Genomic DNA, 24,848 nt, shown 5'->3' with positions numbered 1-24,848 from the left:
CGCAGTGGGGGTACTCGCGCACCGAGGGCGGGCTCTACCCCAGCGGACTCGTGCTCCCGCCCCGCGCCCGGGGCCGCCGGGATCCGCCGATCCGGCCGGCCCCGGACGCCTTTGCCCGACCGCACGGCACCGCACCGCACCGCACCGCACGGAACGAAGGGAACGACGCCCATGGCACGGATGCCGTCGGCCGAGCGACGCCGCCAGCTGACCGAGGCGGCGATCCGCGTGATGGCCCGCGACGGCGTCGCCAGGGCGACGACGCGGTCGATCTGCGCCGAGGCCGGTGTGTCCCTGAGCGTCTTCCACTACTGCTTCGACTCCAAGCAGGCCCTGCTGGAATCGGTCATCGTCGCGATCACCGAGCACGGCATCACGGTGGCGCGGGAGGCCATCCGGCCGCGGGCCACCCTGCGCGAGACCATCCGGGCCGGCTTCCAGGCGTACTGGGACCACGTGGCCGCCAACCCGGGCGAGCACATGCTCACCTACGAGCTCACGCAGTACGCCCTGCGCCGACCCGGGTTCGAGCACCTGGCACGGCGCCAGTACGAGCTGTACTCCGACACCTACACCGAGCTCATCGAGCAGCTCCGCCACCTGATGCCCTTCGAGCTCCGCGTGCCGGTGCACGTGCTGGCCCGGTACCTGGCCGCCATGACGGACGGTCTGACCCTCAACCACCTCGTCCTCGGCGACGCCGCGGTCTCGGCGGCCATCCTCGACATGATCACCGACCATGTCGCGGGGCTCACCGGGACCGCCGCCGGGCGGGCAGACCGGGACGAAGGCGGGGACCGGGACGGAGGCGGGGACCGGCCGCACGCGGAGTACGCCGTTCCCCCTCTCTCCGCCTGACGGGCCGGGCGGCCCGCCCGACCCGTCAGGAGCCGGCTGCGGTCACCTCGCCGCGGACCCTGCGGGCCGCCTCGACCAGGTTCTCCAGGGAGGCCCGGGTCTCGGCCCAGGCCCGGGTCTTGAGACCGCAGTCGGGATTGACCCACAGCCGTTCGGCCGGGATGGCGCCGAGACCCTCGCGCAGCAGCGCCGAGGCCTCGTCGGTGGACGGGATCCGCGGCGAGTGGATGTCCCAGACGCCCGGACCGACCTCGCGCGGGTAGCCGGCGCCGGACAGCTCACCGGCGACCTGCATGTGGGACCGGGCGGCCTCCAGGCTGATGACGTCGGCGTCGAGGTCCCCGATGGCCCCGAGGATGTCGCCGAACTCGGCGTAGCACATGTGCGTGTGGATCTGGGTGTCCGGCCGGACGCCCGCCGTGGTGAGCCGGAAGGACTCGGTGGCCCAGGCGAGGTAGGCCGCGCGGTCGGCGCCGCGCAGCGGCAGCGTCTCCCGCAGCGCGGGCTCGTCCACCTGGATCACGGAGGTCCCGGCGGCCTCCAGGTCGTTGACCTCGTCGCGCAGGGCCAGCGCAACCTGCCGGGCGGTGTCCGCGAGCGGCTGGTCGTCACGGACGAAGGACCAGGCGAGCATGGTGACGGGCCCGGTGAGCATGCCCTTGACCGGCTTCGCCGTCTGCGACTGCGCGTACGCCGTCCAGCGGACGGTCATCGGGTCGGGGCGGGAGACGTCCCCCGCCAGGACGGGCGGGCGGACGTAGCGGGTGCCGTAGGACTGAACCCAGCCGTGTCGCGGGGCGAGGTAGCCGGTCAGCTGCTCGGCGAAGTACTGGACCATGTCGCCCCGTTCGGGCTCTCCGTGCACCAGCACGTCGATGCCCGCCTTCTCCTGGAAGTCCAGGACCTCCCGGATCTCCGCCCTGATGCGCTCCTCGTAGCCGGCGGTGTCGATGCGGCCGGCCCGCAGATCGGCGCGGGCGTTGCGCAGTTCGGCGGTCTGAGGGAACGATCCGATGGTGGTCGTGGGCAACAGCGGCAGCCCGAGGCGGGCGCGCTGGGCGGCGGCCCGCTCCTCGTAGGGCTGGGAGCGGCGGCCGTCGGCTTCGGTGACGTCCGCGGTGCGGGCACGGACGGCGGGGTCCCGGGTGACGGACGAGTGAGTCCGGGAGGCCAGGTCGGCCCGGTTCGCGGCGAGTTCGGCCGCGATGGCGTCCGTGCCGCGGGCGAGTCCGCGGGCGAGCGTGGCGATCTCGGCGGTCTTCTGCCGGGCGAAGGCGAGCCAGCGCCTGACCTGCGGGTCGATGTCCCGTTCGGCGGAGGCGTCCAGCGGGACGTGGAGCAGCGAGCAGGAAGCGGCCACGTCGACGCTGCCGGCGAGGCCGAGGAGGGTGCCGAGCGTGCCGAGGGACTTCTCGAAGTCGTTGATCCAGACGTTGCGGCCGTTGACGACACCCGCGACCAGGCGCTTGCCGGGCAGGCCGCCGACGGCGGCGAGGTCGTCGAGGTTGGCGGCGGCCGCGCCGGTGAAGTCCAGCCCGAGCCCGTCCACCGGGGCCTTGGCCAGCACTTCCAGGGCCGCACCGAGCCGGTCGAAGTACGAGGCCACGAGCAGCCTGGGCCGGTCGGCCGCGGCGCCGAGCACGCGGTAGGCGCGGGCGGCGGCGCTCAGTTCGGCGGGGGTGCGGTCCTGCACGAGGGCGGGCTCGTCCAACTGGACCCACTCGGCACCGGCCGCACGCAGGTCCGCGAGGACGCGTGCGTACACGGGGAGCAGACGGTCGAGCAGGGCGAGGGGGTCGAAACCGGCCGCCACACCGGGGGCGGGCTTGGCCAGCAGCAGGTAGGTCACGGGCCCGACCAGCACCGGGCGGGCGGTGTGGCCGAGTGCGCGTGCCTCCTCGAACTCGGCCACCTGCCGGGAGGAGTCGGCGGTGAAGACGGTGTCCGGGCCCAGTTCCGGCACCAGGTAGTGGTAGTTGGTGTCGAACCACTTGGTCATCTCCAGCGGCGCCACGTCCTGGGTGCCGCGCGCCATGGCGAAGTAGCCGTCCAGGGCGTCCGCTTCGACGGCGGCGCGGTGGCGTGCGGGAACGGCGCCGACCATGAGACTGGCGTCCAGCACATGGTCGTAGTACGAGAAGTCGCCGGTGGGCACCTCGGTGATACCGGCGTCGGTCAGCTGCTGCCAGTTGGTTCGGCGCAGTTCTCGGGCCGCGCCCCGGAGGGCTTCGGCACCGACCCGGCCGCTCCAGTAGCCCTCGACTGCCTTCTTCAGTTCCCGGTTCCGGCCCTGGCGCGGGTAGCCGTACACGGTGGCGGCACCGGTCCGGACGGCGGGGGCGGGGGTCTTGCTGGTCACGGAACTCTCCTTCGCGAGCTGTCTCCTGTGGACCCGGTGCGGGTCGGGAGCGCGAAGGGATGACGGACAGGAGGGACCTCGACCGGTTTGCGGTGCGCGTGCGTATGCGCCCGCGGTCGCCCGCCTGATGTGTCGCCGACCCGCCCACGAGGTCACCGGGATCTCCGCGCACGACGGGTCGCGCGCGGGCAACGGGCAGGTCTTCGGACTCGCGGGCGCGCCTGCCGGTCTCCCGGCGGGCACCTACTGGCCGTCGCTTCCCAGAACCTGTCGCGGTCCCAGTGCGTATGACGGCGGTCGTTCCCGCTCACCGCTGCGGGGCAGTCCCGGATTCCCACCGGGTTCCCTCTTACGACGCATCCCGTCTGGCGGACGGGGCGAACCAGCTGCCCGGCCAGACTAGATGCCGTTGCCCGGCGGCGGGCAGAGTTGTCCAGTATTCGGATGCCCGGATGAGACGCCGTGGGCCGTCGCCGTACTCGACGGGCGCCGCCCCGCGGACTTCCGTGGGGCGGCGCCCTGCTGCGTCCGCGGGCGCGGGCCGGAGGTCAGCGGCGGTCCAGCACGGTGGTGAGGACCTTGTGGAGGACGGATTCCGGGTCCGCCACCGCCTCCACCGAGCGCCAGGCCACGAAGCCGTCCGGGCGCACCAGGACCGCCCCGGCCGGGGTGGCGCCGTGCGCCTCGGCCCAGTCGGCGCCGTCCTCCGCAACCAAGTCGGCCTCCGGGCCGGTGCCGATCCCGTAGGCGTCGAGCCGGACGCTCATCCGCTTGGCGACCGATTCGGCCGCGCCGCTCCACGGGGTGCCCTCGGAGCTGAGCAGGACGAAGGACCGCTCGTAGAGGTCGACGGTGGACCTGCGCGTCCCCGCCACCCGGTCGCGCAACCACAGGTGCGGGGCGCGCGAGCCCGGGTCCCCGCACAGCCGCATGCGGTCCGGCACGACCGGCAGGTCCGGGTCGGCTCCCACCACCGCGCCGTGGGGGTAGCGGTATCCCATGGCCACGGACAGGACCCCGTTCTGCCGGCCGCCGCGCGCGGGCGCCTCGGGGACGGACTCGGGGTCCGGTTCGTAGCCCGGGTGGCTGTGCTCGGCCGAGCGGGCCGAGGCCCGCTCGCTCGTCGCCCGCGCCACCGGGAGCCGCTCGGCCTCGTACGTCTCCAGCAGCCCGGGGCCCGCGGCTCCGTCCAGCACCGCGGAGAGCTTCCAGGCGAGGTTGTGCGCGTCCTGGATGCCCGTGTTGGAGCCGAAGGCACCGGTGGGCGACATCTCGTGGGCGGAGTCGCCGGCGAGGAAGACCCGGCCGGCCGCGTACCGCTGGGCGACGCGCTCGGCGGCGTGCCAGGGCGCCTTCCCGGTGATCTCGACGTCCAGGTCGGGCGCGCCGACGGCACGCCGGATGTGCTCGACGCAGCGCTCGTCGGTGAAGTCCTCCAGCGTCTCGCCCCGGTCGGGATGCCAGGGGGCGTGGAAGACCCACCGCTCGCGGTTGTCGACGGGCAGCAACGCCCCGTCGGCGTCGGGCCTGGTCAGATAGCAGACGATGAAACGCCGGTCGCCGACCACGTCCGCGAGCATCCGGGACCGGAAGGTGATGCTGACGTTGTGGAACAGGTCGCCGGAGCCGCTCCGGCCGATGCGGAGCTGTTCGCGCACGGGGCTGCGGGGCCCGTCGGCGGCGACGAGGTAGTCGGCGCGCACCGTGCTCTCCTCGCCCGTCTCGCGGTTCTTGACGATCGCGGTGACCCCGCTCCCGTCCTGTTCGAAGGAGAGCAGCTCGGTGGAGAACCGCAGGTCCGCTCCGAGCCTTGGCGTCACCGACATCAGAACCGGCTCGATGTCGTTCTGGCTGCACAGGCACCAGGTCGACGGGCTGAACCGCGCCAGTGCGCCACCCGGGTCGATCTGCTCGAACAACCACTCCTGGTCGTCACCAGTGAGCGAGCCGCCCTGCAGGATGCCGTGGTTGTCGGCCAGCACCGAGGCGGCCCCGCGGATCCGGTCCTCGACCCCGGCGACCCGGAACAGCTCCATCGTGCGGACGTTGATACCGCGTCCACGCGGGTGGAGCGAGGTTCCCGCATGCTTCTCGACCAGCATGTGCGTGATCCCATGACGGCCGAGGAACAGCGAGGTGCACAGGCCCACCAGCGAGCCGCCCACGATGAGGACCGGGACGCGGTGGTCGACGTTTTCCTTCATGTGCTCTTCCATGCCCTCTACGAAGGGGGTTCGCTCGCTCGTTCACCCGCTTGGTTCTCTCCTCTCGCGCCGACGGGGCCACCGGACCACGATCGGTTCGGGTGGCGCCGTCCCGTGGCGACCGTGTGGTCTCGAAGGAGTGTGAACGATGACAGCCTTGTCGGAACGGATATCCCAGTCCGCCTTCGACGACTCGCGACTTCGGGTCGTGCTGCTGCTGGATCTGTACGACGGCGCGCAGAACCAGTTCCTGGAGGTCTACGAGAACCTCCACAAGCAGGTCTCCTGCGTTCCCGGGCACATCCGGGACGAGCTGTGCCAGTCGATCGAGAATCCGTCACAGTGGCTGATCACCAGTGAATGGGAGAGCGCACCGCGGTTCTTGGCCTGGGTCAACAGCGAGGAGCACGTCGCCTCGGTCCAGCCGTTGCACGGCTGCGTGCGGGACACCCGCTCGCTGAGATTCAGCGTGCTGCGGGAGACCGGCCGGGACCCCGGTCCGTCCGCCGTAGCCTTCTCCCCCGGCGCGTCCGCCGGCCACGGCTTCGCCCCGGCTTCCGTGGACGGCCCGGACCGCTCCGGAGGCCGTCTCCGGGTCTCCCCGAGGCGCGGCGACGGTGTGGTGCGCCACGCCCTGACCTTCACGGTCAAGCCGGGCAGCGAGGCCGTCGTGGCGGAGCTGCTCAGCGGGTACGCGTCCCCACAGGCGCAGGTCGACGAGCACACCCGGCTGCGGCGCACCTCGCTCTTCATGCACGGCAACCGCGTCGTGCGGGCCGTCGAGGTCGAGGGCGACCTGCTCGCGGCGCTGCGCCACGTGGCCCTGCAGCCCCAGGTCAGGGCGTTGGAGGAGGCCATCAATCCCTACCTGGAGCAGGACCGGGATCTCAGCGACCCCGGTTCGGCCCGGACCTTCTTCACCCGTGCGGCGCTCCCCGCGGTGCACCACGTGGCGGCGGGCGGCGGCGAGAGCCCGGACCTCGCACGGCACGCGCTGTTCCATCCCGCCAAGAAGGGGTGCGGCATGGAACTCGCCCGGCTGCTCGCCGCGCAGGACGAGGCCGCCGTGGACGACGCGGCGAGCCCCATCGAGGCGAGCACCGTATTCCAGCGCGACGACGTCGTCGTCCGCCTTCTCGACCTGCGCGGGCCGCACGACGCCCGGCCGGCCCTGACGCTCGGCGTCGAGGGCGGCCACAAGGCGGCGGTCCTCGCGCGCCTGCTGGACAGCGCCAAGGACGGCGTCCCCACCACCCACCAGGAGATCTCACGCTTCCTGGAGCGCTCTGAGATGCGCCTGATCACCGACCGGCGTTCGCCGGACCGAGCCTGAGGAGAGGCCGTCATGACCGACCGACTGACCGTGGAAGAACTGGCCGCGCTGATGAAGAAGGGTGCGGGGATCGCCGTCGACCCCGCCGCAATGGCGACCCGGCCCGACGCGCAGTTCGACGAGTGGGGGCTCGACTCCCTCGGGCTGCTCGGCATCGTCGGCGAGCTGGAGAACCGGCACGGCCGGGCGCTGCCCGCCGGTGCGGACCAGTGCAAGTCGCCGCGCGAGTTCCTCGACCTCGTCAACAGCGCGCTGGCCGGAACCTGACGCGTACGGGCGGACAGGCGCCGCCGTCCGGTACGCAGGACGACGCCCCGGGGCCGGCCCACCGCCGGTCCCGGGGCGTCGTGACGCGTACCGGACGGGAGGATCACCCGGGCACGGTGCACTCGAAGGCGTGCAGGTACGCGTTGACGGGTCGGATGTCCCCGAGCACCAGTCCGGCGTCGGCCAGGCGGGTGCGCAGGCTCTCCTTGGTGTGCTTGGCACCGCCGACGTTGAGCAGCAGCATCAGGTCCATGGCTGTGGTGAACCGCATGGACGGCGTGTCGTCGACCAGGTTCTCGATGGCGACGACCCTGGCTCCGGGGCGGGCCGCGGCGACGACGTTGCGCAGGCATCTGCGGGTGCTCTCGTCGTCCCATTCGAGGATGTTCTTGATGATGTAGAGGTCGGCCTCGACGGGGACGGCCTCGCGGCAGTCGCCGGGGACGATGCCCGTCCGGTCGGCCAGGGGGCCGCCGTCCAGGAGTCGGGGATCGGCCTTGGCGACCACCCCGGGCAGGTCGAGCAGGTGCCCCCGTACGGTGGGGTGCTTCTCGAGCAGGCTGGCCAGCACGTGGCCCTGGCCGCCGCCGATGTCCGCGACCACCGAGACGCCGGTCAGGTCGAGGAGGTCCGCGACATCCAGCGCGGACTGCACGCTGGAGGTGGTCATGGCGCGGTTGAAGACGTGCGCCGACTCGTGGGCGTCCTCGTGCAGGTAGTCGAAGAAGCCCTTGCCGAACAGGTCGTGGAAGATGCTCGCGCCGTCACCGGTGCTCACCGCGTCGTCCAGTCGCGGCCAGGCCTGCCAGGTCCACGGCTCCGTGCACCACAGGGAGATGTGCCGGAGGCTGTGCGGGTCGTCCTCGCGCAGCAGCCGCGACATCTCGGTGTGGACGAAGCTCCCGTCCTCGGTCTCGGCGAAGATGCCGTGGCAGGACAGGGCGCGGAGCAGCCGTTGCAGGGGCTTCGGCTCCGCGTGCACGGCGGCCGCGAGGTCGGCGGGGGTGGCGGGCGACTCCCCGAGGGCGTCGGCGACCCGGAGGCGGGCCGCGGCCCGTACGGCGGCGGCGACGGCCGCTCCGAAGGCGAGCTCGCGCAGGCGCATGGCGGGCGGGGGCGTGTGCGGGGGGCCTGCGTTCGGGGCGGGGACGGGAGCCGGCGTGGGGGCGGGGGTGGAACTCAGCGTGGTCATACGGCCTCCATTCTCCTGATGAGGGGGAACACGGGTCAGCACATGCCGGTGGGCACGGAGGTGTCGCACCGGTTGTTGAGGAACCGGTTGCCCGAACCGGCTCCCTGGTTGGCCAGGTCGGCCGGCCGGTTGTCCCGCACCACGTTGTCCTCGATGACGTTGTCGGTGTTCGTCGCGCCCACGAAGCTCTTGAACAGCAGGATTCCGCCCGACAGCGGGGAGGATCCGACGTTCCCGCGGATGGAGTTCGAACGTACGATCGTCTCTTCTGCCCCGGTGAGGACGACCCCGACGCCCTGGATGTCGGGGAGGCGGCTGCTGCCCTTGCAGAACTTGTTGTTCTCGTGGATGCGGTTGCCGCGGATGGTCAGGTCTCCGGCGCCGGGCTCTCCCTCGTCGCCGACGACGAACACGCCGCCGCAGTTGCCGGCGATCCTGTTGCCGCTGACGGTGAGGTTCCGCACCCGCCTGACGGTGACACCGATCCGGTTGCCGGTCAGCCTGTTACCCCTGACCACGGCTCCCAGGGTGTCGGTGGCGCCGCCCTCGCGCGCGACCGTGTTGGCGAGGAAGATGCCCGACTCGGCGTTGTCGCGGGCGATGTTGTCGCGGAAGAAGCCCCGGGTGGAGCGTTCCTGGGCGATCCCCCAGGTGCTGTTGTTCTCGGAGATCACGCGTTCGACGCTCAGCCGGTCGGTGTAGGAGGCCCAGATGCCGTTCCGCTTGAAGCCCGAGACGGTGAGCGCGCGGATCTCGACCCCGGTGACGGGCCGCCCCTCGGTCCCCATGACGCAGATGCCGGTGTCGGCCTGGGAGCAGGCGAGGGCGGCCCGTCCGTTCGCCTCGGGCCGGGCGGGCAGGGTCTTCGCGACAGGCGGCTTGATCACCGTCTGCTCTCCCCAGCCGCGCAGCGTCAGCCTCTTCGTGATCAGCACGTTCTCGTGGTAGGTGCCGGGCATCACGGTGATGATGTCGCCCGGCCGCGCGGAGTCCACCGCGTCCTGGATCGAGTCGCCCGGGTGCACGCGGTGTCCGGCCGCTGATGCGGGTGGCGCGAGCACGCCGAAACCAGCGGCCATGACGACGGCGGTACACATGAGGGTCTTGAGTTGTCGGTTCGTCACCATGCAGAAGTTATGGGCGATTGCGACATATCGCCACACTGGGTGAGCGTATCGATGGATGCCGCGGGCAAACGGCCGCATTTTGACGTCCTGAGGGTGGATCGTCGTACCGGCAGCGGTCCCGCATCCGCGCCGTTGCCCTCTCATCGGCGAAGGCGCAGGTCACGGCGGGTTTCCCGGTCACCGTCCGGACGGGCAACGGGCAACCCGTCGACCCCGGCGCCCCCGCGGGGCAAGTCTGGAGCCGTCAGCACCAGGCACGAACCGCAAGGGGAAACCATGCGCAAGCTGTTCCGCGGCGCCGCCGCTCTCGCCACCTCCGTCGTCGCCGTGGTCGCGCTCAGCGCCTCGGTGGAGGCCAAGCCGGCCGACACCTGGGCAGGATGTCCGGACGGGGCGGTCTGCATCTACCCTCAGAACCAGAACCCGGCCGTCAAGCCGACGCACGTCTTCTACCGCTACGGGGCACACAATCTCAGCAACCAGTTCGGGAACCACTGGGTGCTCAACAATCAGTACGGCGGTGCGACCGCAAACCTCTGCACCGGCTACAACGGCGCGGGCTGCGGCAACCCCATCGCCGCCAAGACCGGTGTGTACGCCGACCTCACGCCGATCAACTCGGTCCGCCTCAACCCGTAGCACCCCCGAGTGAAGGCCTGGAGCCGCCGCGCGCGACGGCTCCGGGCCTTCCTGTTCTCGTCGTACCGGCCGGAGGATCCAGTTCTCCGGCCGCCCCCGGCGGTAGCCTGGGCAGCGCCACCTCGCTGCCTGGGCGCACACGCCATGGGGGATGTTTTGGGGGATCCGGACCGCCGGCGGAAGACCGACCGCGTGCGGGAGTCCGACGACTCCGCACGGCCCTTCCCTGCCCAGCTGAGACGTCTGCGCGTGCAACGCGGGCTGTCCCTGGCGGACCTCGCGCGCGAGACGCACTACAGCAAGGGCTACCTCAGCAAGATCGAGACCGGCGCGAAGCGCGTCACCGTCGACGTCGCACGGCGCTGCGACGACGTGCTGGGGGCAGGGGGTGAACTGCTGCGGATGGCACGGGAGACGGAGGCCCCGGAGGGCGATGCCGCCGACGCCGTCGTGGCCCGGCCGCGGCCGGAGGACGAGTGTCCCTACCGCGGCCTGCCGGCCTACACCGCGCGGGAGGCCCGGTGGTTCTTCGGCCGGGAGCGGGCCACCGCCGAGCTGGTCGAACGGGTCTTCGGGCGGATTGGCACGGGCCCCGTGGTGCTCGTCGCCCCCTCGGGCGCCGGCAAGTCCTCGCTGCTGAACGCCGGCCTGGTACCGGCCCTGCGGAGCGGCGGCTTCCCGATGCCGGGCACCGACAGCTGGCCGGTGGTCGGGTTCACCCCCACCACACACCCGCTGGAGGAGTTGCTCGGCCGCGCCGGCACGGTGCTGGGCGCCGATCTCGGCATCACCGCACAGGAGTTGCGGGAGCGTCCGCACGCCCTGCTCGAAGCGGTCCACCGGCTGTCGGCGTCGCGCCCGGCCGCCTCCCCGGACCTGCGGCCGCCGCCGCTGCGCCCGGTGCTGCTGGTCGACCAGTTCGAGGAGCTGTTCACCCTCTGCACCGACGAGGACGAGCGGCGTGCGTTCGTACGGGTGCTGTGCGCGCTCGCCGTCCCGGGTCCGTCGCGCACGCCGCACCCCCCGGCCGTCGTGGTGCTCGGAGTACGGGCCGACTTCTCCGGCAACTGCCTGGAGCTGCCGGAGCTGGCCGCGATCTTCACCGGCGGGCTGTTCGTCCTGCAGCCGATGTCGCCCGAGGAGCTGCGCGAGTCGATCACCCGCCCGGCCCGGCTCGCGGGCCTCGCCCTCGAACCGGGACTGGTTCCCCTGCTGCTGCGGGACGTGGGACTGCGCGATGACATGCCGGGCGGGACGACGCCCTCGGGTGCACTGCCCCTGGTCTCCCACGCCCTGATGGCCACCTGGCGCCACCGCGAGGGCACCACGTTGACCGTCGCCGGGTACGAGCGCACCGGCGGCATCCAGGGGGCGGTCGCCCGCACCGCCGAGGAGGTGTTCGCCCGGCTCCACCCCGCCGAGCAGACCACGCTCCGGCGCATCCTGGTGCGGTTGGTGCACGTCGCCGAGGGCACGGGCGCGACGCGGCGCCGGCTGAGCCGGACCGCCCTCATGGCGCAGGCGGCGGCCGCGGACCCCGCCGCTGCCGCGCTCGACACCTTCGTCCGGGCCCGGCTGGTCACCATGGACAGTGACTCCGTGGAGATCACCCACGAGGCCCTGCTGCACGCCTGGCCGCGGCTGCGCGGCTGGATCGACGCGGATCGGGCGGGGCTCCTGATCCACCAGCAACTGGCACACGCCGCGGCCGAGTGGGAGCGCGAGGGCCGCGATCCGTCGGCGCTCCACCGGGGTACCCGGCTGGACACCGCCCTCTCCTGGGCGGACGAGCTCGACGGCCGGAGCCGCCTCGCCCCCCGGGAGGCGGCCTTCCTCCGGGAGAGCCAGAAGGCCCAGGAGGTCCGGGAGCGGCAGGCAGCCCGCCAGGCGCGGCTGCGCCAGCGGATGCTGGCCACCCTGGTCGTGCTCCTGGTCCTGGCCGTGGGCGCGGGCGGGCTGGCGTACCAGCAGCGTACGAGGGCACTCGGCGAGGAGCGGATCGCCCGCTCACGGGCGCTCGCGCTGCAGTCGGCGGCGCTGGCCGCCGGCCAGCCGGAGGCTTCGATGCTGCTCGCCGGGGACGCGTACCGGACCGCGCGGACGAGCGAGGCTCGCGGTGCGCTGCTGAGCACGCAATCGCAGCCGTTCGTCGCCCGGCTGGGAGGACACGGCGGGCCGGTCAACACGGTCGCCTTCGGACCGGACGACGGCATGCTGGCGACGGGCAGTTCCGATGGGACGGTGACCCTGCGGCGGGTGTCCGACCGGCACACGACCGCAACCTTCAGGCTTCCCGGACGGGTGCGCTCGGTCGCCCTGAGCCCCGACGGCCGGACCCTCGCGGCGGCCTCCACGGACGGGCCCGTGCGACTGTGGGACACCGCCGACGGCCGCCCGGCGGCGGTGCTCCCGGCGAGCACGACCGGCACGCGGGCCGTGGCCTTCGCACCGGACGGGCGGAGCGTGGCGACCGGCTGCCCGGACGGGACGGTCCGGTTGTGGGAGACCAGCGGGGAGTACCGCGCCGTCGCGTCCCTGGCCGGGCATGCCGGGCGGGTCAACGCCCTGTCCTTCGCCGCGGACGGCCGGGCGCTCGTGTCGGCGGGCGCCGACCGGAGCGTGCGGCTGTGGGACGTGGCCGAGGCACGTCCGCTCGCGGTGCTGTCCGGGCACACCGACGAGGTACTGGGGGCGGCGTTCGCCCCGGACGGCCATACGGTCGCCACGGGGGGCGTGGACCGTACCGTACGGCTGTGGGACGTGGCCGGACGCCGGACGAGGGCCGTGCTGACCGGCCACAGCGACGACGTCAACGGTGTCGCCTTCACCCCGGACGGAACGACGGTGGTGAGCGCGGGCGGCGACGGCGCCACCCGGATGTGGGACGTGGCCGGCGGCCGGCTGACGGCCACGCTCGCCGGGCACACCGACTACGTGCTCGGGGTGGCCGTCGACAGCCGGGGGGCGGTGCTGGCCACCGCCGGGTTCGACCAGTCGGTGGTGCTGTGGGACCTGCGGGGCGCGATGCTGGCCTCGCGGCCGTTCACGGAGGTCTGGCACGCCGCGTACAGCCCGGACGGAACGCTGCTCGCCACGGCGGAGGCGGATCACACGGTCCGGCTGTGGGACGTGGCGGGGCGCCGGGTGGCGGCCGCCTTCGAGGGGCACAGTGAGACGGTCTTCGCGGTGGACTTCGCGCCCGACGGGCGGACGCTGGCCTCGGCCGGCTCCGACGGCACGGTCCGGCTGTGGGACGTCGACGCGGGGACCCCTTCGGCGGTCCTGGCCGGCCAGGGCGGGACCGTGTTCGCGGTGGACTTCGCACCGGACGGGCGGACGCTGGCCTCGGCCGGCTCCGACGGCACGGTCCGGCTGTGGGACGTCGCCTCGCGCCGCCCTCTCGCGACGCTCAGCGGGCACACCGACTTCGCCAACGACGTGGCGTTCAGTCCCGACGGGCGCACTCTGGCGAGCGCCGGCGACGATCTGACGGTTCGCCTGTGGGACGTGGCCGGACGGCGCCCGCTGGCCACCCTCACCGGTCATACCGGGGCGGTTCGGGGCGTTGCCTTCAGCCCCGACGGGCGCACCCTCGCCTCCAGCGGCAACGACGGGACCGTACGGCTCTGGGACGCGGGCAGCCACCGTCCGGAGGCCACCCTCGCCGGTCACACCGGGTCGGCGCGGGGCATCGCCTTCTCCCCCGACGGCCGCACGCTCGCGAGCAGCGGCAACGACCGCACGGTGCGGCTGTGGGACGTGTCCGGCCGGCGCGCGTTGGCGGCGCTTTCCGGACACACGAGCGCGGTGTGGGGGGTCGTCTTCGCCCCCGACGGGCGGACGGTGGCGAGCAGCAGCACGGACGGCACCGTACGGCTGTGGGACCTCGACGTGGGGGCGCGCCTGGCGGCGGTCGACCGGGTGCGCACCGGGGTGACCCGCCCGCCGCGGTAGTCCTCTCGCTGCGGATGGATCGCACGCTCGACCGCCGGGTCGACTCACTCCCCCGTCGGAGGCCGGTGGATTGGCAGGTGTGACGCCCAGCCGGCGCGCCGTGTCGAACTCTTCGGCGGAGGGCCTGACACGGGTGAGCTCGTCGCAGCCGAGGAAGATCGGCTTCCACTGGTCGGCGGGGATCGTGCCGTCACTCAGCAGCCACCGGGTCACAATCCGCTCCTGTCCGCCGCCGACGTACTGACCGCTCCACGTGGCGACGGAGTGGGCATCGCGGTGGGCGTTGCGGTAGGCGACCGTCCATCCGACGGCGGCCCCGGTCCCGTCGGCGGGCACGCTGTCGTAGCGGCCGGTCATGGCGTACCGCTTCTCGGCGTTGCCGACCGCCGACTCGTAGGTGCCGACGTACCCGCCGTTCGCGGCCTCGACGGACACCGTTCCCCGGGTGTCGGCGGCGGCGCTCGCGGATACGGTGGCGAGGGTCAGGGACACGGCGCACCGTGCGACTGAGGCTTGGCGTATACGCGTCGCGAGACGATTCCCCCTGTGAGGGCCGGCAGGGCCCGCCCGTAGCCCGTGACGGCGGAAGGCCACAGGCTCGTCCGGGGAAGAGCGTAGGGCGGTGACCGCCGGCGGTCAGCGGTCGCGGACGGCGACGATGCCGTTGAAGACCCCGATGTACGCGGTGCCGTCGGGGCCGAGCGTGATGGGCGCCCAGTTGTTGTCGTAGAGGGGGCCGGTGCCGGTCAGTTGCCGCCAGCGCCGCTCGCCGGTGCGGAAGTCCACGGCCGTGAGGTACCAGCCGTCGATCCCCCAGTCGTTGGGCTCCTTCTCGTAGAAGTAGAGCAGCCCGTTCGCGGTGGAGAGCTTCGGTACCACCGACGGCGCGCGCACGGCGCTCTCCCACACCGTGTCGCAGCCGCTGCCGTCGGCGCGGACGTCGATGCGGGTCGCCCCGCCCACGACGGACCTGCCCAACAGCAGGCCGGCGGGGGTCTCGTAGCCGTAGTTGTTCTCGACGACGATGCTGTTGCCCCAGGTGATCAGGGAGTTGTCGGTGGTCGAGGAGCCGGAGCCGAAGACGGGCACCTTGCAGACCAGCCGCCGGTCCGCGGCGACATCGGCGCCCCGCCGGTAGACCAGGACGTTCATCCGGTCGTCGGCGTTGTCGGTGATGGCGACGTAGCCGTCGCCGAAGAGGTCCGGCGTGGTGCCCGAACCCTGGTTGACGGAACCGGGCTTGGTACCGGTCCCCCGGTCGTAGGTTTGGCGCCACTGCACCTCGGGGGTGCCATTGGCGGCGGCCCGGAAGCCGTAGAGCGCGTGGTCGGAGACGATGGAGACGCCGTCCTCGGCCACCGAGAAGGAGTTCTGGATCTCCTCGCCCTCCAGCCGCACGGAGCGGATCTGCAAGGTCGCCGGATCTACGGTGCCGACCCGGCCCTGGCGGGTCACCCACCAGATCCGGCCGTCCCAGTCGGGCATCACCGAGGTGACGGGGTCGCAGGTGCCGTTGGGCCGCAGGTTGGTCCAGGTGACGCAGTCGTGCGGGACGTGGCCGGTGAGGTCCCAGTCGTCGACGACGCTGAACTTCCAGCCTCCGTCGGCGTTCTGGAAGTGGGCGAGGCGCAGGACGTGCTGCCGCGAGTCGGCCAGGACGGCTCGGTCCCGGTCGTCCAGGTAGAAGTAGGCGCCGCCCGAGGTGTCCTTGAAGATCTTCGAGAAGTCGAGCGAGGTGATCGCCTCGACGGTGGAGGAGCGCTGCGGGAGCCGGTACTCCGCGAGCGTGGCGAGCGTACCCGGGTGCAGGAGCTTGACTTTGAAGCCCGAGAAGGTGCCGCAGACCGTGACGAGTCGGCCGCCCGAGTCGAAGGTGGCGGTGGCGCACTCGCCTCCCAGGGCCGCGATCTTCTGGCTGGTCACCTGAGGGTTCTCGCCGAGCGGACCGGACCAGGGTGAGGTGGCGCTCCCGGCCGCGTCGGAGTGCATGCCGCTGCGGCCGTTCGGCGCGAGGTACGGGTGCTGCGGAGGTCCCTCGCCCGGCAGCGGAGCGGCGGTGGCGGGGCTGCCCTCGTAACGGGCGATCAGCCGGTGGCCGGGCGCCTTGGGTATCTCCCCGCCGGCCCCGGCCCCGGAGCCGCTGTGGAGCAGCACCGCGAAGGCGGCCAGGACGGGCACCGCGGCGCAGCTCAGCGGTCTTCGGAACATCCGCGACTCCTCCGTGTCGGAGCGGGCCTGTTGACATCGCGTCTGACGTCGCACCGTCGGCCGACGGTAGAGCGCGGTGCCCGAGGAGTCCATGCATGCGCCGCATGATTCACGGCGGCGCAGCCGGCCCCGCAGCGGGCGGCCGGGACGCAGGCCGCAGTGCTCACGCGGCGGGGGGTCGGTCCTTGACGATCTCGTTCCAGTGGGCCGTGCGTTCGCACCAGCGCTCCAGCAGCACCGGGTCGTGGCCCACCGCGAGCAGTCCGGCCCCCGTCTCGTCCCGGTAGTCCTCCACGACGGCGACCAGCGCGGCCGTGGTGGAGGCGTCCAGCATCGCGGTCATCTCGTCGCAGACCAGCCAGCGCGGCCGCAGCACCAGGGCCCGGGCAAGACAGGCTCGTTGCAGCTGGCCGTCGCTGACCTCGTGGGGCCGGCGGGCGAGCAGGTCTGCGCCGAGTCCCACGCGCTGCGCCAGCTCGGCCACCCGCGTGCCCGCTTCGCCGCGCCGGCCGGTCGCGCGGAGGGGCTCCGCGACGAGGTCGCGCAGCCGCAGGCGGGGGTCGGCGGCGAGGCGCGGTTGCTGGAAGACGACACCGACCGCGGTGCGCAGGGCGCGCGGGGCCCGGTGGGAGAAGCCGGTCACGGCGTGGCCGTCGAGGGTGACGGTCCCCTCGTCCGGCCGGTGCAGCAGGGCGGCGACCCGGGCCAGGGTGGACTTGCCGCAGCCGCTCGGCCCGAGCAGGCCGAGGGACTCTCCCGGGCACAGGCTCAGGTCCGCGCCGCGGAAGGCGGGGGCACGGCGGTCGTAGCCCCCGGTGATGCCCTTGAGCTCAAGCATGGTGGCAGGCCACCCCTTCGGTGAGCGCGGGACGGCGGGTCCGGCACGGCAGGTCGGCGGCCGGGCAGCGGGCGGCGAAGGCGCAGCCGGGTGGGAGCGCGCCGAGCTCGGGCGGTGCGCCGGGCACTGGGATGAAGGCGCGTTCGGGCAGGGCGTCCAGGAGTCCCCGGGAGTACGGGTGCCGGGGCCCACGGCGGCCGAAGAAGGACCCGGCCGGGGCGATCTCGACGAGTCGGCCCGCGTACATGACGGCGACGGTGTCGGCGATCCGCTCGGCCGCGACCAGGTCGTGCGTGATCACCAACAGCGCCCGGCCGTCGGCGCGGGTGTGGGCGCGGAGCTCGTCGACGGTGCGCCGGGCCAGGTCGCGGTCGAGGCCGGTGGTCGGCTCGTCGGCCAGGAGCAGCGGGGCGCCGCCCACGAGGGCGAGGGCAGTGGCCGCGCGCTGGGCGAGACCGCCGGAGAGCTCGTGGGGATGGCGGTCGAGGTGGGAGGCGGGGAAGGCGGCACGCCCGGCGGCCGTCTCCGCCGCCGCGCGCAGGGCGGGCGGCCGGGTTCCGGTCAGTTCCCGGACCGTTTCCTCCAGCTGGGAGCGGACGGTGCGGACCGGGGTGAGGTGCGCGGCGGGGCTCTGCGGGACCAGGCCGATGCGCCGGCCGCGCACGGACCGGGCGAGGGTGCGCTCGTCGGCGGCGAGCAGGTCGAGGCCGTCGGCGAGCCGGGCCGATCCGGCGGTCTCCGCGTTGCCCGGGAGCAGTCCGAGGAGCGCGGAGGCGAGCACGGACTTGCCGCAGCCGCTCTCCCCGACGAGGGCGAGGCTCTCGCCAGGGGCCAGGGCGAAGGTGGCGCCGGTGACGGCCTCCACGTGGCGGCCGGCGGGCATGCGGAAGCGGACGGAGAGGCCCTCGACGCGCAGGACGGGCCCGCCCCCGGTGGTCCGGGGCTCTTCGCCTGCGGCGGGGGCGGCGGCGGGCGAGGGGGTCACAGGGTCAGCTCCGAGCGGCGGCGCGGGTTCAGGCGGTCGCGCCAGGCGCCCGCGAGGCCGGCGATGGCCAGGGTCGGGATGATCAGGAGGAGGCCGGGGAAGAGGGTGGGCCACCAGTGCCCGGCGAGCAGCGAGCCGCGCGCGGTCTGCACCAGACTGCCCAAGCTCGCCTGGTGGGCCGGGAGTCCCAGTCCCAGGAAGGACAGGGCGGACTCGTGCCACATCGCGTGCGGGATCATCAACACGGCGGCGAGGCCCGCCTGCGGCAGGATGCCGGGCACCAGGTGCCGGACGGCGACCCGCCACCGTGAGGCGCCGCCGGAGACGGCCGCGTCCACGTACGGCCGGCGGCGCAGCGACAGGACCTCCGCGCGGACGATCCGGGCCGTCGAGAGCCAGTGGGTGATCGCGACCGAGGCCACGACGGGCCAGAGCCCCGGCCGGAACACCGCCACGACGAAGATGCCCAGGAGCAGGTGCGGGACGGAGGAGAGGGTGTCCACCACCCGCATCGCCACCCGGTCGGCCCAGCCGCCGAGCGCACCGGCGGCCGCGCCCACCGCCGTGCCGATCACGGTGGCGACCAGTGCGGCCACCAGGCCGACGAGCAGGGAGACGCGCAGTCCGTAGACGCACCGCAGCAGCAGGTCGCGTCCGAGGTCGTCGGTGCCGAAGGGATGGGCCCACGAGGGGGGTTGCAGCTTCGCCGCCAGGTCGACCGCCTGCTGGTCCAGCTGTGCCAGCGGGGGCACGAGCAGCACGGCCGCGACGACCACCGCCATGACGGTCACGGCGGCGCGTACCCGCAGGGTGCGCGTGGAGCGCCGGGCGCGGCCCGGGGAGCGCCAGACCGGCTCAGCCATCGAAGCCCACCCTCGGGTCGACCAGCCCGTACAGCAGGTCGGACAGCAGGTTGCCGGCGAGTACGGCCGCGCTGGCCAGCACCGTCAGTGCCGCCAGCAGCGGAAAGTCGACCGAGGTGGCCGCCTGCACGGTCGCCGCGGCGATGCCCGGCCAGCTGAAGACCGTCTCCACCAGCAGGGCGCCGGTGATGAGTTCGGGCACCCGGGAGCCGATCAGCGTGAGCGTCGGCAGCATGCCGGAGCGCAGGGCGTGGCCGAGCAGGACCCTGCGCTCGGCCAACCCCCGCGCCCGGGCGCCGCGCACCGGGTCCTCCCCGAGGGCGTCGGCCACGCCCTGGCGGACGTAGAGGAAGAACCAGGGCAGTTGGGAGGCGCTCAGTACCAGTGCGGGCAGCACGAGGTGGGAGGCGACCTGCGCGAAGGTGACGGTGTCGCTGCCGGCGTCGGTGAGGCCGCCCGGGGGCAGCGCACCGAGCCGTACCGAGAAGAACCAGATGGCGAGCAGGGCCAGCCAGAAGGCGGGGGCGGCTTCCAGGGTGTAGGCGAGCGCGGACACGGTGCGGTCCAGCGCGCCACCTGTCCGGCGGGCGGCCAGCACGCCGAGCACGGTGCCGGTCAGGACGGCGACCGCGAACGCGCAGGCGGCGAGCAGCACCGACCAGCCGAGCCGCTCCGCGATCACGTCGGATACGGGCTGGCGCATGACGGCGGAGGTGCCGAGGTCGCCGGTGAGCGCCGAGGCCAGCCAGTCCCACCAGCGTGCGGCCAGGGGGCGGTCGACGCCGAGGTTGATCCGCAGCTGGTCGAGTTCGGCCTGCGAGGCGGTGAGTCCGGCGGTGCCGGCGTAGGCCTTGACGGGGTCGAAGGGGGACAGCGCGGCGATGGCGAAGACACCGAAGGTGACGGCGAGCAGGACGGGGGCGGCGGCCAGGGTCCGCCGCCCCGCCATGCGCGCCATCGGCCCCCAGGGGAGGCGGACGGAGCGGGGGGTCACTGCGCGTGGCTCACTTCTGCTGGGGCTTCCAGTCCTCGACGTTCCACCAGGGGCCGGTGCCGAGACCGTGGTCGTGCGGCTCCACCTGCGTGCCGGGGCCGTCCCACGCGTCGTTGACGACGTAGAGGTGGTCGATGTGGGTGAGGAAGACATAGCCCGGGTTCTCGGCGAGGCGGCGCTGCACGGTGTCGTACGCGGCCTTGCGCATGGCCGGGTCGGCACTGCGGCGCCCTTCGGCGAGGGCGGCGTCCACGGCCGGGTCGTCGTACCGGGCCATGTTGTTGAAGCCGTCGCCGCCGAGCGAGGAGGTCAGCAGGAGGTACTGGTCGAAGTCCGGGTCGGCCGGTGAGCCGCCGCCCGCGAGGACGGCCTCGGTCTTCATCCGGGGTTCGATGACCTCCCAGGTCCCGGCCTCGGTCTTGACCTCGATGCCGGCCTTCTTCGCGTCGGAGGCGAAGGCGAGGGCGTGGTCCTGGCGGATCTTGTCTCCGGCGGTGTACCAGAGCGGGAAGGACGCGCGGATCCCGTCCTTGGTGCGGATCCCGTCGTGCCCCTCCTTCCAGCCGGCGTCGTCGAGGATCTCGCGGGCCCGGTCGAGGTCGTGGCGGCGCTCGGTGCCGGCCGTGAACCACGGGCTGTCGGTGGGCACCGGCCCGAAGGCGGGCTTGCCCGCGCCGTCGAGCAGCCTGTCGACCATGGCCGTGCGGTCGACGGCGATGTCCAGTGCCCGGCGGACGGCGAGGTCGCCGGTGACCTCATGGTGCGTCGGAAGGGTCACGTTGCGGTAGTCGAAGGTCCTGGCGGCGTAGGTGCGGCGCGTGCTGTCCTTGGCGAAGCCCTTGGCCAGGCCGGGGGGCAGGATGGCGCCGTCCAGCTCACCGGAGCGCAGCCTTGTGGCGCGTACGTCGTCGTCCTTGATCACGGCCATGGTGAACTTCTTGACGGCGGGCTCACCGCCCCAGTGGCCGGGGTTGGCCCTGAAGCTGAGCTTCTCGCCCTTGGACCAGGCGGTGAGCACGTAGGGGCCGGTGCCGACCGGCCGCGTGGTGAAGTCGCCGCTGTTGACGTCCTGTCTGCCCGCGATGTGCTCCGGGGCGATGGGCAGCACGGTCCGCTCGGCGAAGGGCGCGTAGGGGTACTTCAGGGTGAAGACGACGGTGTCCTCACCCTTCGCCTCGACGCTCGCGATGGCATCCAGTTCGGTCTTGGAGGCGTTGTTCGTCCCCGGGGCGAGGATGGTCCGGTAGGTGAAGACGACGTCCTTGGCGGAGAAGGGCGCTCCATCGCTGAACGTGACACCCCTGCGCAGCGTGAAGGAGTAGGTGCGCCCGTCCTCGGAGACCTCCGGGAGGGACGCGGCCAGGGCGGGCTGGAGCTTCATGTCGCCGTCGTGCGTGAGCAGACCGTCGAAGATCTTGGAGTTGCCGTCCTTGCCGTAGCCCAGCAGCGGGCTGAGGGTCTCCGGCTCGGTGGCGATGCCGACCACGACCGAGTCCGTACCGGCCGCGCCGCCGGCCCCGGCGCCGGGCGTGGAGCAGGCCGCCGCGCCCGTGATGAGTGCGGCGGCCAGTGTCGCCCTGGCCGCTCCCCGTACCGTCCGGGCCGTCATGCTCTGCACATCCCTGTTCGCGTTCTTCCGTTATTGCAAAGAGCTGGCAATAATGCCAGACCTGATCAGAAGTCGACGAATCGGGTCACATCACCGACCGACGCCGCACGGGTCTTGTCGTCCTCGCACCTGCCGTGCCATATATGTCTAGACCTTTACTGGAGCCGAGGAAGGCACCCCGTGCGACGCAGCGCCCCCACGCTCGCCCTCTTCCTGATCCCCACCGGCCTCATGGGCCTCACCGCGTGCAGCGCGCCCGACACCGAGCCGCCGTCCGCCCCCAGCGGACTCACCGCCCAGGCCGGCAGCGCCACCACCGTGCACGTCATGTGGGACGCGGCCGCGGATCGCGACGGCGTGACCCGCTACCAGGTCTTCGAGGGCGGACGGCTGGTACGGGAACTCCCGGCCGAGAGGACCATGATGGACGTCACCGGCCTCGTCCCGGGGACCGGCTACTCCTTCACGGTGCGGGCCCGGGACGCCGCCGGGAACCTCTCCGAAGCCGCTCCGGCCGCGCTCGCCACCACCCCGGCGGCGAAGCCCGAGGACCGGACGCCGCCCACCGCACCCGGCGCCACCACCGGCAGCGCGACCGGACCCCGGTCGGCCCGGCTGTCGTGGACCCCGTCGACGGACGACACGGGCGTCACGGCGTATGACGTCTACCAGGGCGGCGCCCGCATCCACACGGCCGGCCCCGGCGACACCGACACCACCCTGACCGGCCTGCGGCCCGACACCGTCTACACCTTCACGGTCCGGGCCCGGGACGGCGCCGACAACTCCTCCCCCGACGGCCCGGCCGTGGACGTGAGCACCCCGCCCGCCTCCGGCGACGGTCCGGGCACCGCCCCCGCCGACCTCACCGCCACCGCCTCGCCGGGCACGGTCACGCTCACCTGGACCGCCCCCGAGACCGGCCGGCCCACCACCGAGTACGAGCTGTACGTCAACGGACGGCCCACGACCGTCATCCAGTTCGGCGCGGGAGCGGTACCGGCCGGCCGGGCGGAACACCGCCTCACGGTGGCCGAGCCCACCGGCACCGAGTGGGCCGTGAAGCTGCGCGCAAGGCTCCCCGACGGCAACTGGGGGGCGTTCTCCGCCGAACGCCGGATCACGCTCGTCGCATGAACCCGGGGGACCCGATCCGGCCTTAACGGCACGGTGGGATAAGAAGATCACGCAGAATACTCCCGTGTTCGGTGAGTACTCGGTCAATGACAATCAGCCAGATTCCACGGAAGATGCCCCCGGGCCGGGAGCCGGCAGACCGCCGGGCAACCTGCCCGCGGAGCCCGCCGGCTTCATCGGCAGACAGTCCGAACTCCAGCTGCTCGGGAAGCTGTTGCGCGAGCGCAGACTGATCACCCTGACCGGGGTGGGAGGCGTCGGCAAGTCCCGGCTCGCCCTGCGCGCGGTCGCCGGCGCCGACCGGGCCCGGCCCGACGGCGCCTGGTGGGTCGAGCTGTCACCACTGCGCGATCCCGCCCTGCTGACCGCCACCGTCGCGCACGCCGTCGGCCTCGCCGACCACTCCCCCCGCCCCCTCGACGAGGAACTTTGCGCGTGGATGGCCGACAGGGAGCTCCTGCTGGTCCTGGACACCTGCGAGCACCTGGTTCCCGAGTGCCGCCACCTGGCGGGCGAACTCCTGCAGTCGGCACCCGGGTTGACCATCCTGATCACCTCCAGGGAGCCACTGCGCAGCGCGATCGAGGAGGTCGTCGAGGTCCGCCCGCTGCCCTGCGAAGGACCCGACAGCGACGCCTTGGCCCTCTTCCGCACCCGCGCGCTCGCCGCGACCCCGCGCGCCGCGGCCGTCTTCGCCGACCCGGAGCGGACCGCCGTCGCCGCCGAGGTCTGCCGACGCCTCGACGGCATCCCCCTCGCCCTGGAACTCGCCGGCGCCCGGATGCGGTTGTGGACGGTCGAGCAGATGGCCGAGCGGATCGGCGAGCGCTTCGAAATGCTGTCGGACGTCCGCGTCTCCCGGCCGCCGCGGCACCGGACGATGCGGACCACGATCGGCTGGAGCCACGAGCTGTGCGAGCCGCTGGAACGGCTCCTGTGGGCCCGACTCTCGGTGTTCACCGGCGACTTCGACATCGCTGCGGCGCGCGCCGTGTGCGCGGGCGGACCACTGCCGGCCGCCCGGGTCGAACGCACGCTCGCCGGTCTCGCCGCCAAGTCCGTGGTCCTGCGCACCGAGGAACGCGGCGCCGGCGCCCGCTACCGGCTGCTGGACACGATCCGCGAGTACGGGCACGACTGGCTGGGCGAGCTCGGCGAGACGCAGCTGGTCGCCGACCGGCACGCCCACTGGTACGCGGCGCTCTCGCACGCCGCCGACCGGGGCTGGATGGGCCCGGGGCAGGTGGACTGGTACCGGAGGATCACCGCCGAGCACGCGCAGTTGCGTACGGCCCTGGAACACCTGCTCGGCGCCGACCCGTCGGCAGCGCTGGAGATGGCCGGGGCGCTGTGGTTCTACTGGTTCGCGTGCGGGCACGTGCACGAGGGCCGCGCCTTCCTGGAACGGGCCCTGCGGCTCGCCCCTCGCACCGGGCTCGCCCACAACCAGGCCCGGTGGGCCCTCGGGCTCACCATGGTCCTCCAGGGCGACATGGACGAGGCGCGGCGCCTCGGCGAGGAGTGCGCCCGGGACGCGGCCCACCTGGCCGACCCCGAGCGGGAGTTGCGCGCCGCCTACCTGCACGCGGCGTCGGTCCTGATGCCGGGCGACCCGGTACGGGCCCTGCGGCTGGCCGGCCCGCAGGCCCGTGCCGCCCATGGCGGGCGCACCACCGGACCGGGCTGGCTCCTGTGCAAGCTGGCCACCGGATACTCCCTGTGCGCGCTGGGACGCTTCGAGGAGGCGGCCGAGGAGGCGCACTCGCTGCGGGAGGCCTGCGCGGAGCTGGGCGAGCGCTGGATGCGGGCGTACGCGGACTACGTCCTGGCGGTGGCCGCGCTGGGCCTGGGCGACCACGGGGAGGCCGCACGCCACGTACGGGCCATGCTTTCCGGGAAGCGGCTCCTCGGCGACCGGCTGGGCATCGCGCTCGGCCTGGACCTGCTGGCCGCAGCGGTGGCCGGACTGGGCGACGGCGAGCTGGCGGCGCGCCTGCTGGGCACCGGGCACGCCTGGTGGCGCACGGTGGGCCGACCGCAGATGGGCTCGCCCTCGCTGACGGCCGTACGGGACCGGAGCGAACGGCAGGCGCGGGCGGCGATCGGAGACGCCGCCTTCGAGGCGGCGTTCCGGGGCGGGGCGGCGGCGCCCACGGGCTGAACCCGGCCCGTGGACGGCGCGCTGTGTAACCGCGTCGGGGCTCCCGTCAGTACGGGAGGGGTCTGCCCGACGGTGTGCGCAGGTCCAGGTCTCGGGGAGCGGGCTTGGGGACGGGCTTTC

Annotated in this window: 17 protein-coding genes, 1 pseudogene and 1 riboswitch; of the genes and pseudogenes, 7 read left to right on the top strand and 11 right to left on the bottom strand. The window is 73.3% G+C overall.

What is annotated here, in order from left to right:
• Window positions 1-171 precede the first annotated feature (171 nt).
• A complete protein-coding gene (locus ACFW2G_RS12235) occupies window positions 172-858 on the top strand; it encodes a TetR/AcrR family transcriptional regulator (RefSeq protein WP_384582062.1) in 687 nt (228 codons plus the stop codon).
• A gap of 25 nt (window positions 859-883) precedes the next feature.
• Here the strand turns inward: ACFW2G_RS12235 and metE are convergent, their stop codons facing one another.
• Window positions 884-3,217: a 5-methyltetrahydropteroyltriglutamate--homocysteine S-methyltransferase gene (gene metE, locus ACFW2G_RS12230; RefSeq protein WP_384449604.1), complete on the bottom strand. Its 2,334-nt coding sequence runs from the start codon at window positions 3,215-3,217 to the stop codon at window positions 884-886.
• A gap of 176 nt (window positions 3,218-3,393) precedes the next feature.
• Window positions 3,394-3,619: riboswitch (cobalamin riboswitch) on the bottom strand.
• Window positions 3,620-3,765: 146 nt separating this feature from the next.
• Window positions 3,766-5,421, bottom strand: coding sequence for an FAD-dependent oxidoreductase (locus ACFW2G_RS12225; protein ID WP_384582064.1), 1,656 nt, complete (start codon window positions 5,419-5,421; stop codon window positions 3,766-3,768).
• Between the two features lie 148 nt (window positions 5,422-5,569).
• Between ACFW2G_RS12225 and ACFW2G_RS12220 the strand changes: the two genes are divergently transcribed.
• On the top strand, window positions 5,570-6,754 hold the full coding sequence (locus tag ACFW2G_RS12220) for a SchA/CurD-like domain-containing protein (protein WP_384582066.1): 1,185 nt from the start codon (window positions 5,570-5,572) through the stop codon (window positions 6,752-6,754).
• A 12-nt stretch (window positions 6,755-6,766) separates the two neighbouring features.
• Window positions 6,767-7,021, top strand: a complete 255-nt coding sequence (locus ACFW2G_RS12215) for an acyl carrier protein (protein ID WP_037928997.1) — start codon at window positions 6,767-6,769, stop codon at window positions 7,019-7,021.
• 103 nt (window positions 7,022-7,124) lie between these two features.
• Here the strand turns inward: ACFW2G_RS12215 and ACFW2G_RS12210 are convergent, their stop codons facing one another.
• The gene (locus tag ACFW2G_RS12210) at window positions 7,125-8,213 is read right to left on the bottom strand and encodes a methyltransferase (protein WP_384582068.1); all 1,089 of its coding nucleotides are present in this window, start codon (window positions 8,211-8,213) and stop codon (window positions 7,125-7,127) included.
• Between the two features lie 35 nt (window positions 8,214-8,248).
• The gene (locus ACFW2G_RS12205; RefSeq protein ID WP_384582070.1) at window positions 8,249-9,340 is read right to left on the bottom strand and encodes a nitrous oxide reductase family maturation protein NosD; all 1,092 of its coding nucleotides are present in this window, start codon (window positions 9,338-9,340) and stop codon (window positions 8,249-8,251) included.
• Between the two features lie 276 nt (window positions 9,341-9,616).
• Between ACFW2G_RS12205 and ACFW2G_RS12200 the strand changes: the two genes are divergently transcribed.
• Both ACFW2G_RS12200 and ACFW2G_RS12195 read left to right on the top strand, forming a co-directional pair.
• Window positions 9,617-9,979, top strand: a complete 363-nt coding sequence (locus tag ACFW2G_RS12200) for a hypothetical protein (protein ID WP_037929010.1) — start codon at window positions 9,617-9,619, stop codon at window positions 9,977-9,979.
• Between the two features lie 156 nt (window positions 9,980-10,135).
• A complete protein-coding gene (locus tag ACFW2G_RS12195) occupies window positions 10,136-13,933 on the top strand; it encodes a helix-turn-helix domain-containing protein (RefSeq protein WP_384582142.1) in 3,798 nt (1,265 codons plus the stop codon).
• Window positions 13,934-14,083: 150 nt separating this feature from the next.
• On the opposite strand, the pseudogene ACFW2G_RS12190 reads toward ACFW2G_RS12195, so the two are convergent.
• The 7 genes and pseudogenes from ACFW2G_RS12190 to ACFW2G_RS12160 form a co-directional block, all read right to left on the bottom strand.
• Window positions 14,084-14,368, bottom strand: a pseudogene (locus ACFW2G_RS12190) (avidin/streptavidin family protein); the annotation flags it as partial.
• A gap of 201 nt (window positions 14,369-14,569) precedes the next feature.
• Entirely contained in the window at window positions 14,570-16,141 is a 1,572-nt protein-coding gene (locus ACFW2G_RS12185) for a hypothetical protein (RefSeq protein ID WP_384582072.1), read from the bottom strand.
• A gap of 163 nt (window positions 16,142-16,304) precedes the next feature.
• Entirely contained in the window at window positions 16,305-16,979 is a 675-nt protein-coding gene (locus ACFW2G_RS12180; RefSeq protein WP_384449583.1) for an ABC transporter ATP-binding protein, read from the bottom strand.
• A complete protein-coding gene (locus ACFW2G_RS12175) occupies window positions 16,972-17,964 on the bottom strand; it encodes an ABC transporter ATP-binding protein (RefSeq protein ID WP_384582074.1) in 993 nt (330 codons plus the stop codon). Before ACFW2G_RS12175 ends, ACFW2G_RS12180 begins: the two co-directional genes overlap by 8 nt.
• Window positions 17,961-18,827 (bottom strand): ABC transporter permease, encoded by an 867-nt coding sequence (locus ACFW2G_RS12170; protein ID WP_384449577.1) that lies wholly within the window; start codon window positions 18,825-18,827, stop codon window positions 17,961-17,963. The genes ACFW2G_RS12175 and ACFW2G_RS12170 overlap by 4 nt, the downstream gene beginning before the upstream one ends.
• Window positions 18,820-19,785 (bottom strand): ABC transporter permease, encoded by a 966-nt coding sequence (locus tag ACFW2G_RS12165; protein ID WP_384582076.1) that lies wholly within the window; start codon window positions 19,783-19,785, stop codon window positions 18,820-18,822. The genes ACFW2G_RS12170 and ACFW2G_RS12165 overlap by 8 nt, the downstream gene beginning before the upstream one ends.
• A 46-nt stretch (window positions 19,786-19,831) precedes the next feature.
• The gene (locus ACFW2G_RS12160) at window positions 19,832-21,430 is read right to left on the bottom strand and encodes an ABC transporter substrate-binding protein (protein WP_384582078.1); all 1,599 of its coding nucleotides are present in this window, start codon (window positions 21,428-21,430) and stop codon (window positions 19,832-19,834) included.
• Window positions 21,431-21,610: 180 nt separating this feature from the next.
• On the opposite strand from ACFW2G_RS12160, the gene ACFW2G_RS12155 reads away from it, so the two are divergent.
• Together ACFW2G_RS12155 and ACFW2G_RS12150 are read left to right on the top strand one after the other, a co-directional pair.
• Window positions 21,611-22,567 carry a fibronectin type III domain-containing protein gene (locus tag ACFW2G_RS12155; RefSeq protein WP_236647845.1) on the top strand — a complete coding sequence of 319 codons (957 nt, stop codon included), beginning with the start codon at window positions 21,611-21,613 and terminating at the stop codon, window positions 22,565-22,567.
• Window positions 22,568-22,631: 64 nt separating this feature from the next.
• Window positions 22,632-24,728 carry an ATP-binding protein gene (locus ACFW2G_RS12150; RefSeq protein ID WP_384582081.1) on the top strand — a complete coding sequence of 699 codons (2,097 nt, stop codon included), beginning with the start codon at window positions 22,632-22,634 and terminating at the stop codon, window positions 24,726-24,728.
• Window positions 24,729-24,848 lie beyond the last annotated feature (120 nt).

This window comes from Streptomyces sp. NPDC058880 (genome assembly GCF_042742535.1).
GTDB lineage: Bacteria > Actinomycetota > Actinomycetes > Streptomycetales > Streptomycetaceae > Streptomyces.
The sequence above is the reverse complement of the archived record's forward strand: the minus strand, read 5'-3'. Positions and strand labels throughout refer to the sequence as shown.

What these genes read in the sequence shown, in the direction of transcription:
- ACFW2G_RS12205 (WP_384582070.1), bottom strand. Translation starts at nt 9,340, where the DNA reads ATGGTGACGAACCGACAACTCAAGACCCTCATGTGTACCGCCGTCGTC.
- ACFW2G_RS12225 (WP_384582064.1), bottom strand. Translation starts at nt 5,421, where the DNA reads ATGAAGGAAAACGTCGACCACCGCGTCCCGGTCCTCATCGTGGGCGGC.
- ACFW2G_RS12180 (WP_384449583.1), bottom strand. Translation starts at nt 16,979, where the DNA reads ATGCTTGAGCTCAAGGGCATCACCGGGGGCTACGACCGCCGTGCCCCC.
- ACFW2G_RS12210 (WP_384582068.1), bottom strand. Translation starts at nt 8,213, where the DNA reads ATGACCACGCTGAGTTCCACCCCCGCCCCCACGCCGGCTCCCGTCCCC.
- ACFW2G_RS12170 (WP_384449577.1), bottom strand. Translation starts at nt 18,827, where the DNA reads ATGGCTGAGCCGGTCTGGCGCTCCCCGGGCCGCGCCCGGCGCTCCACG.
- ACFW2G_RS12185 (WP_384582072.1), bottom strand. Translation starts at nt 16,141, where the DNA reads ATGTTCCGAAGACCGCTGAGCTGCGCCGCGGTGCCCGTCCTGGCCGCC.
- ACFW2G_RS12235 (WP_384582062.1), top strand. Translation starts at nt 172, where the DNA reads ATGGCACGGATGCCGTCGGCCGAGCGACGCCGCCAGCTGACCGAGGCG.
- ACFW2G_RS12160 (WP_384582078.1), bottom strand. Translation starts at nt 21,430, where the DNA reads ATGACGGCCCGGACGGTACGGGGAGCGGCCAGGGCGACACTGGCCGCC.
- ACFW2G_RS12215 (WP_037928997.1), top strand. Translation starts at nt 6,767, where the DNA reads ATGACCGACCGACTGACCGTGGAAGAACTGGCCGCGCTGATGAAGAAG.
- ACFW2G_RS12220 (WP_384582066.1), top strand. Translation starts at nt 5,570, where the DNA reads ATGACAGCCTTGTCGGAACGGATATCCCAGTCCGCCTTCGACGACTCG.
- ACFW2G_RS12165 (WP_384582076.1), bottom strand. Translation starts at nt 19,785, where the DNA reads ATGGCGCGCATGGCGGGGCGGCGGACCCTGGCCGCCGCCCCCGTCCTG.
- ACFW2G_RS12200 (WP_037929010.1), top strand. Translation starts at nt 9,617, where the DNA reads ATGCGCAAGCTGTTCCGCGGCGCCGCCGCTCTCGCCACCTCCGTCGTC.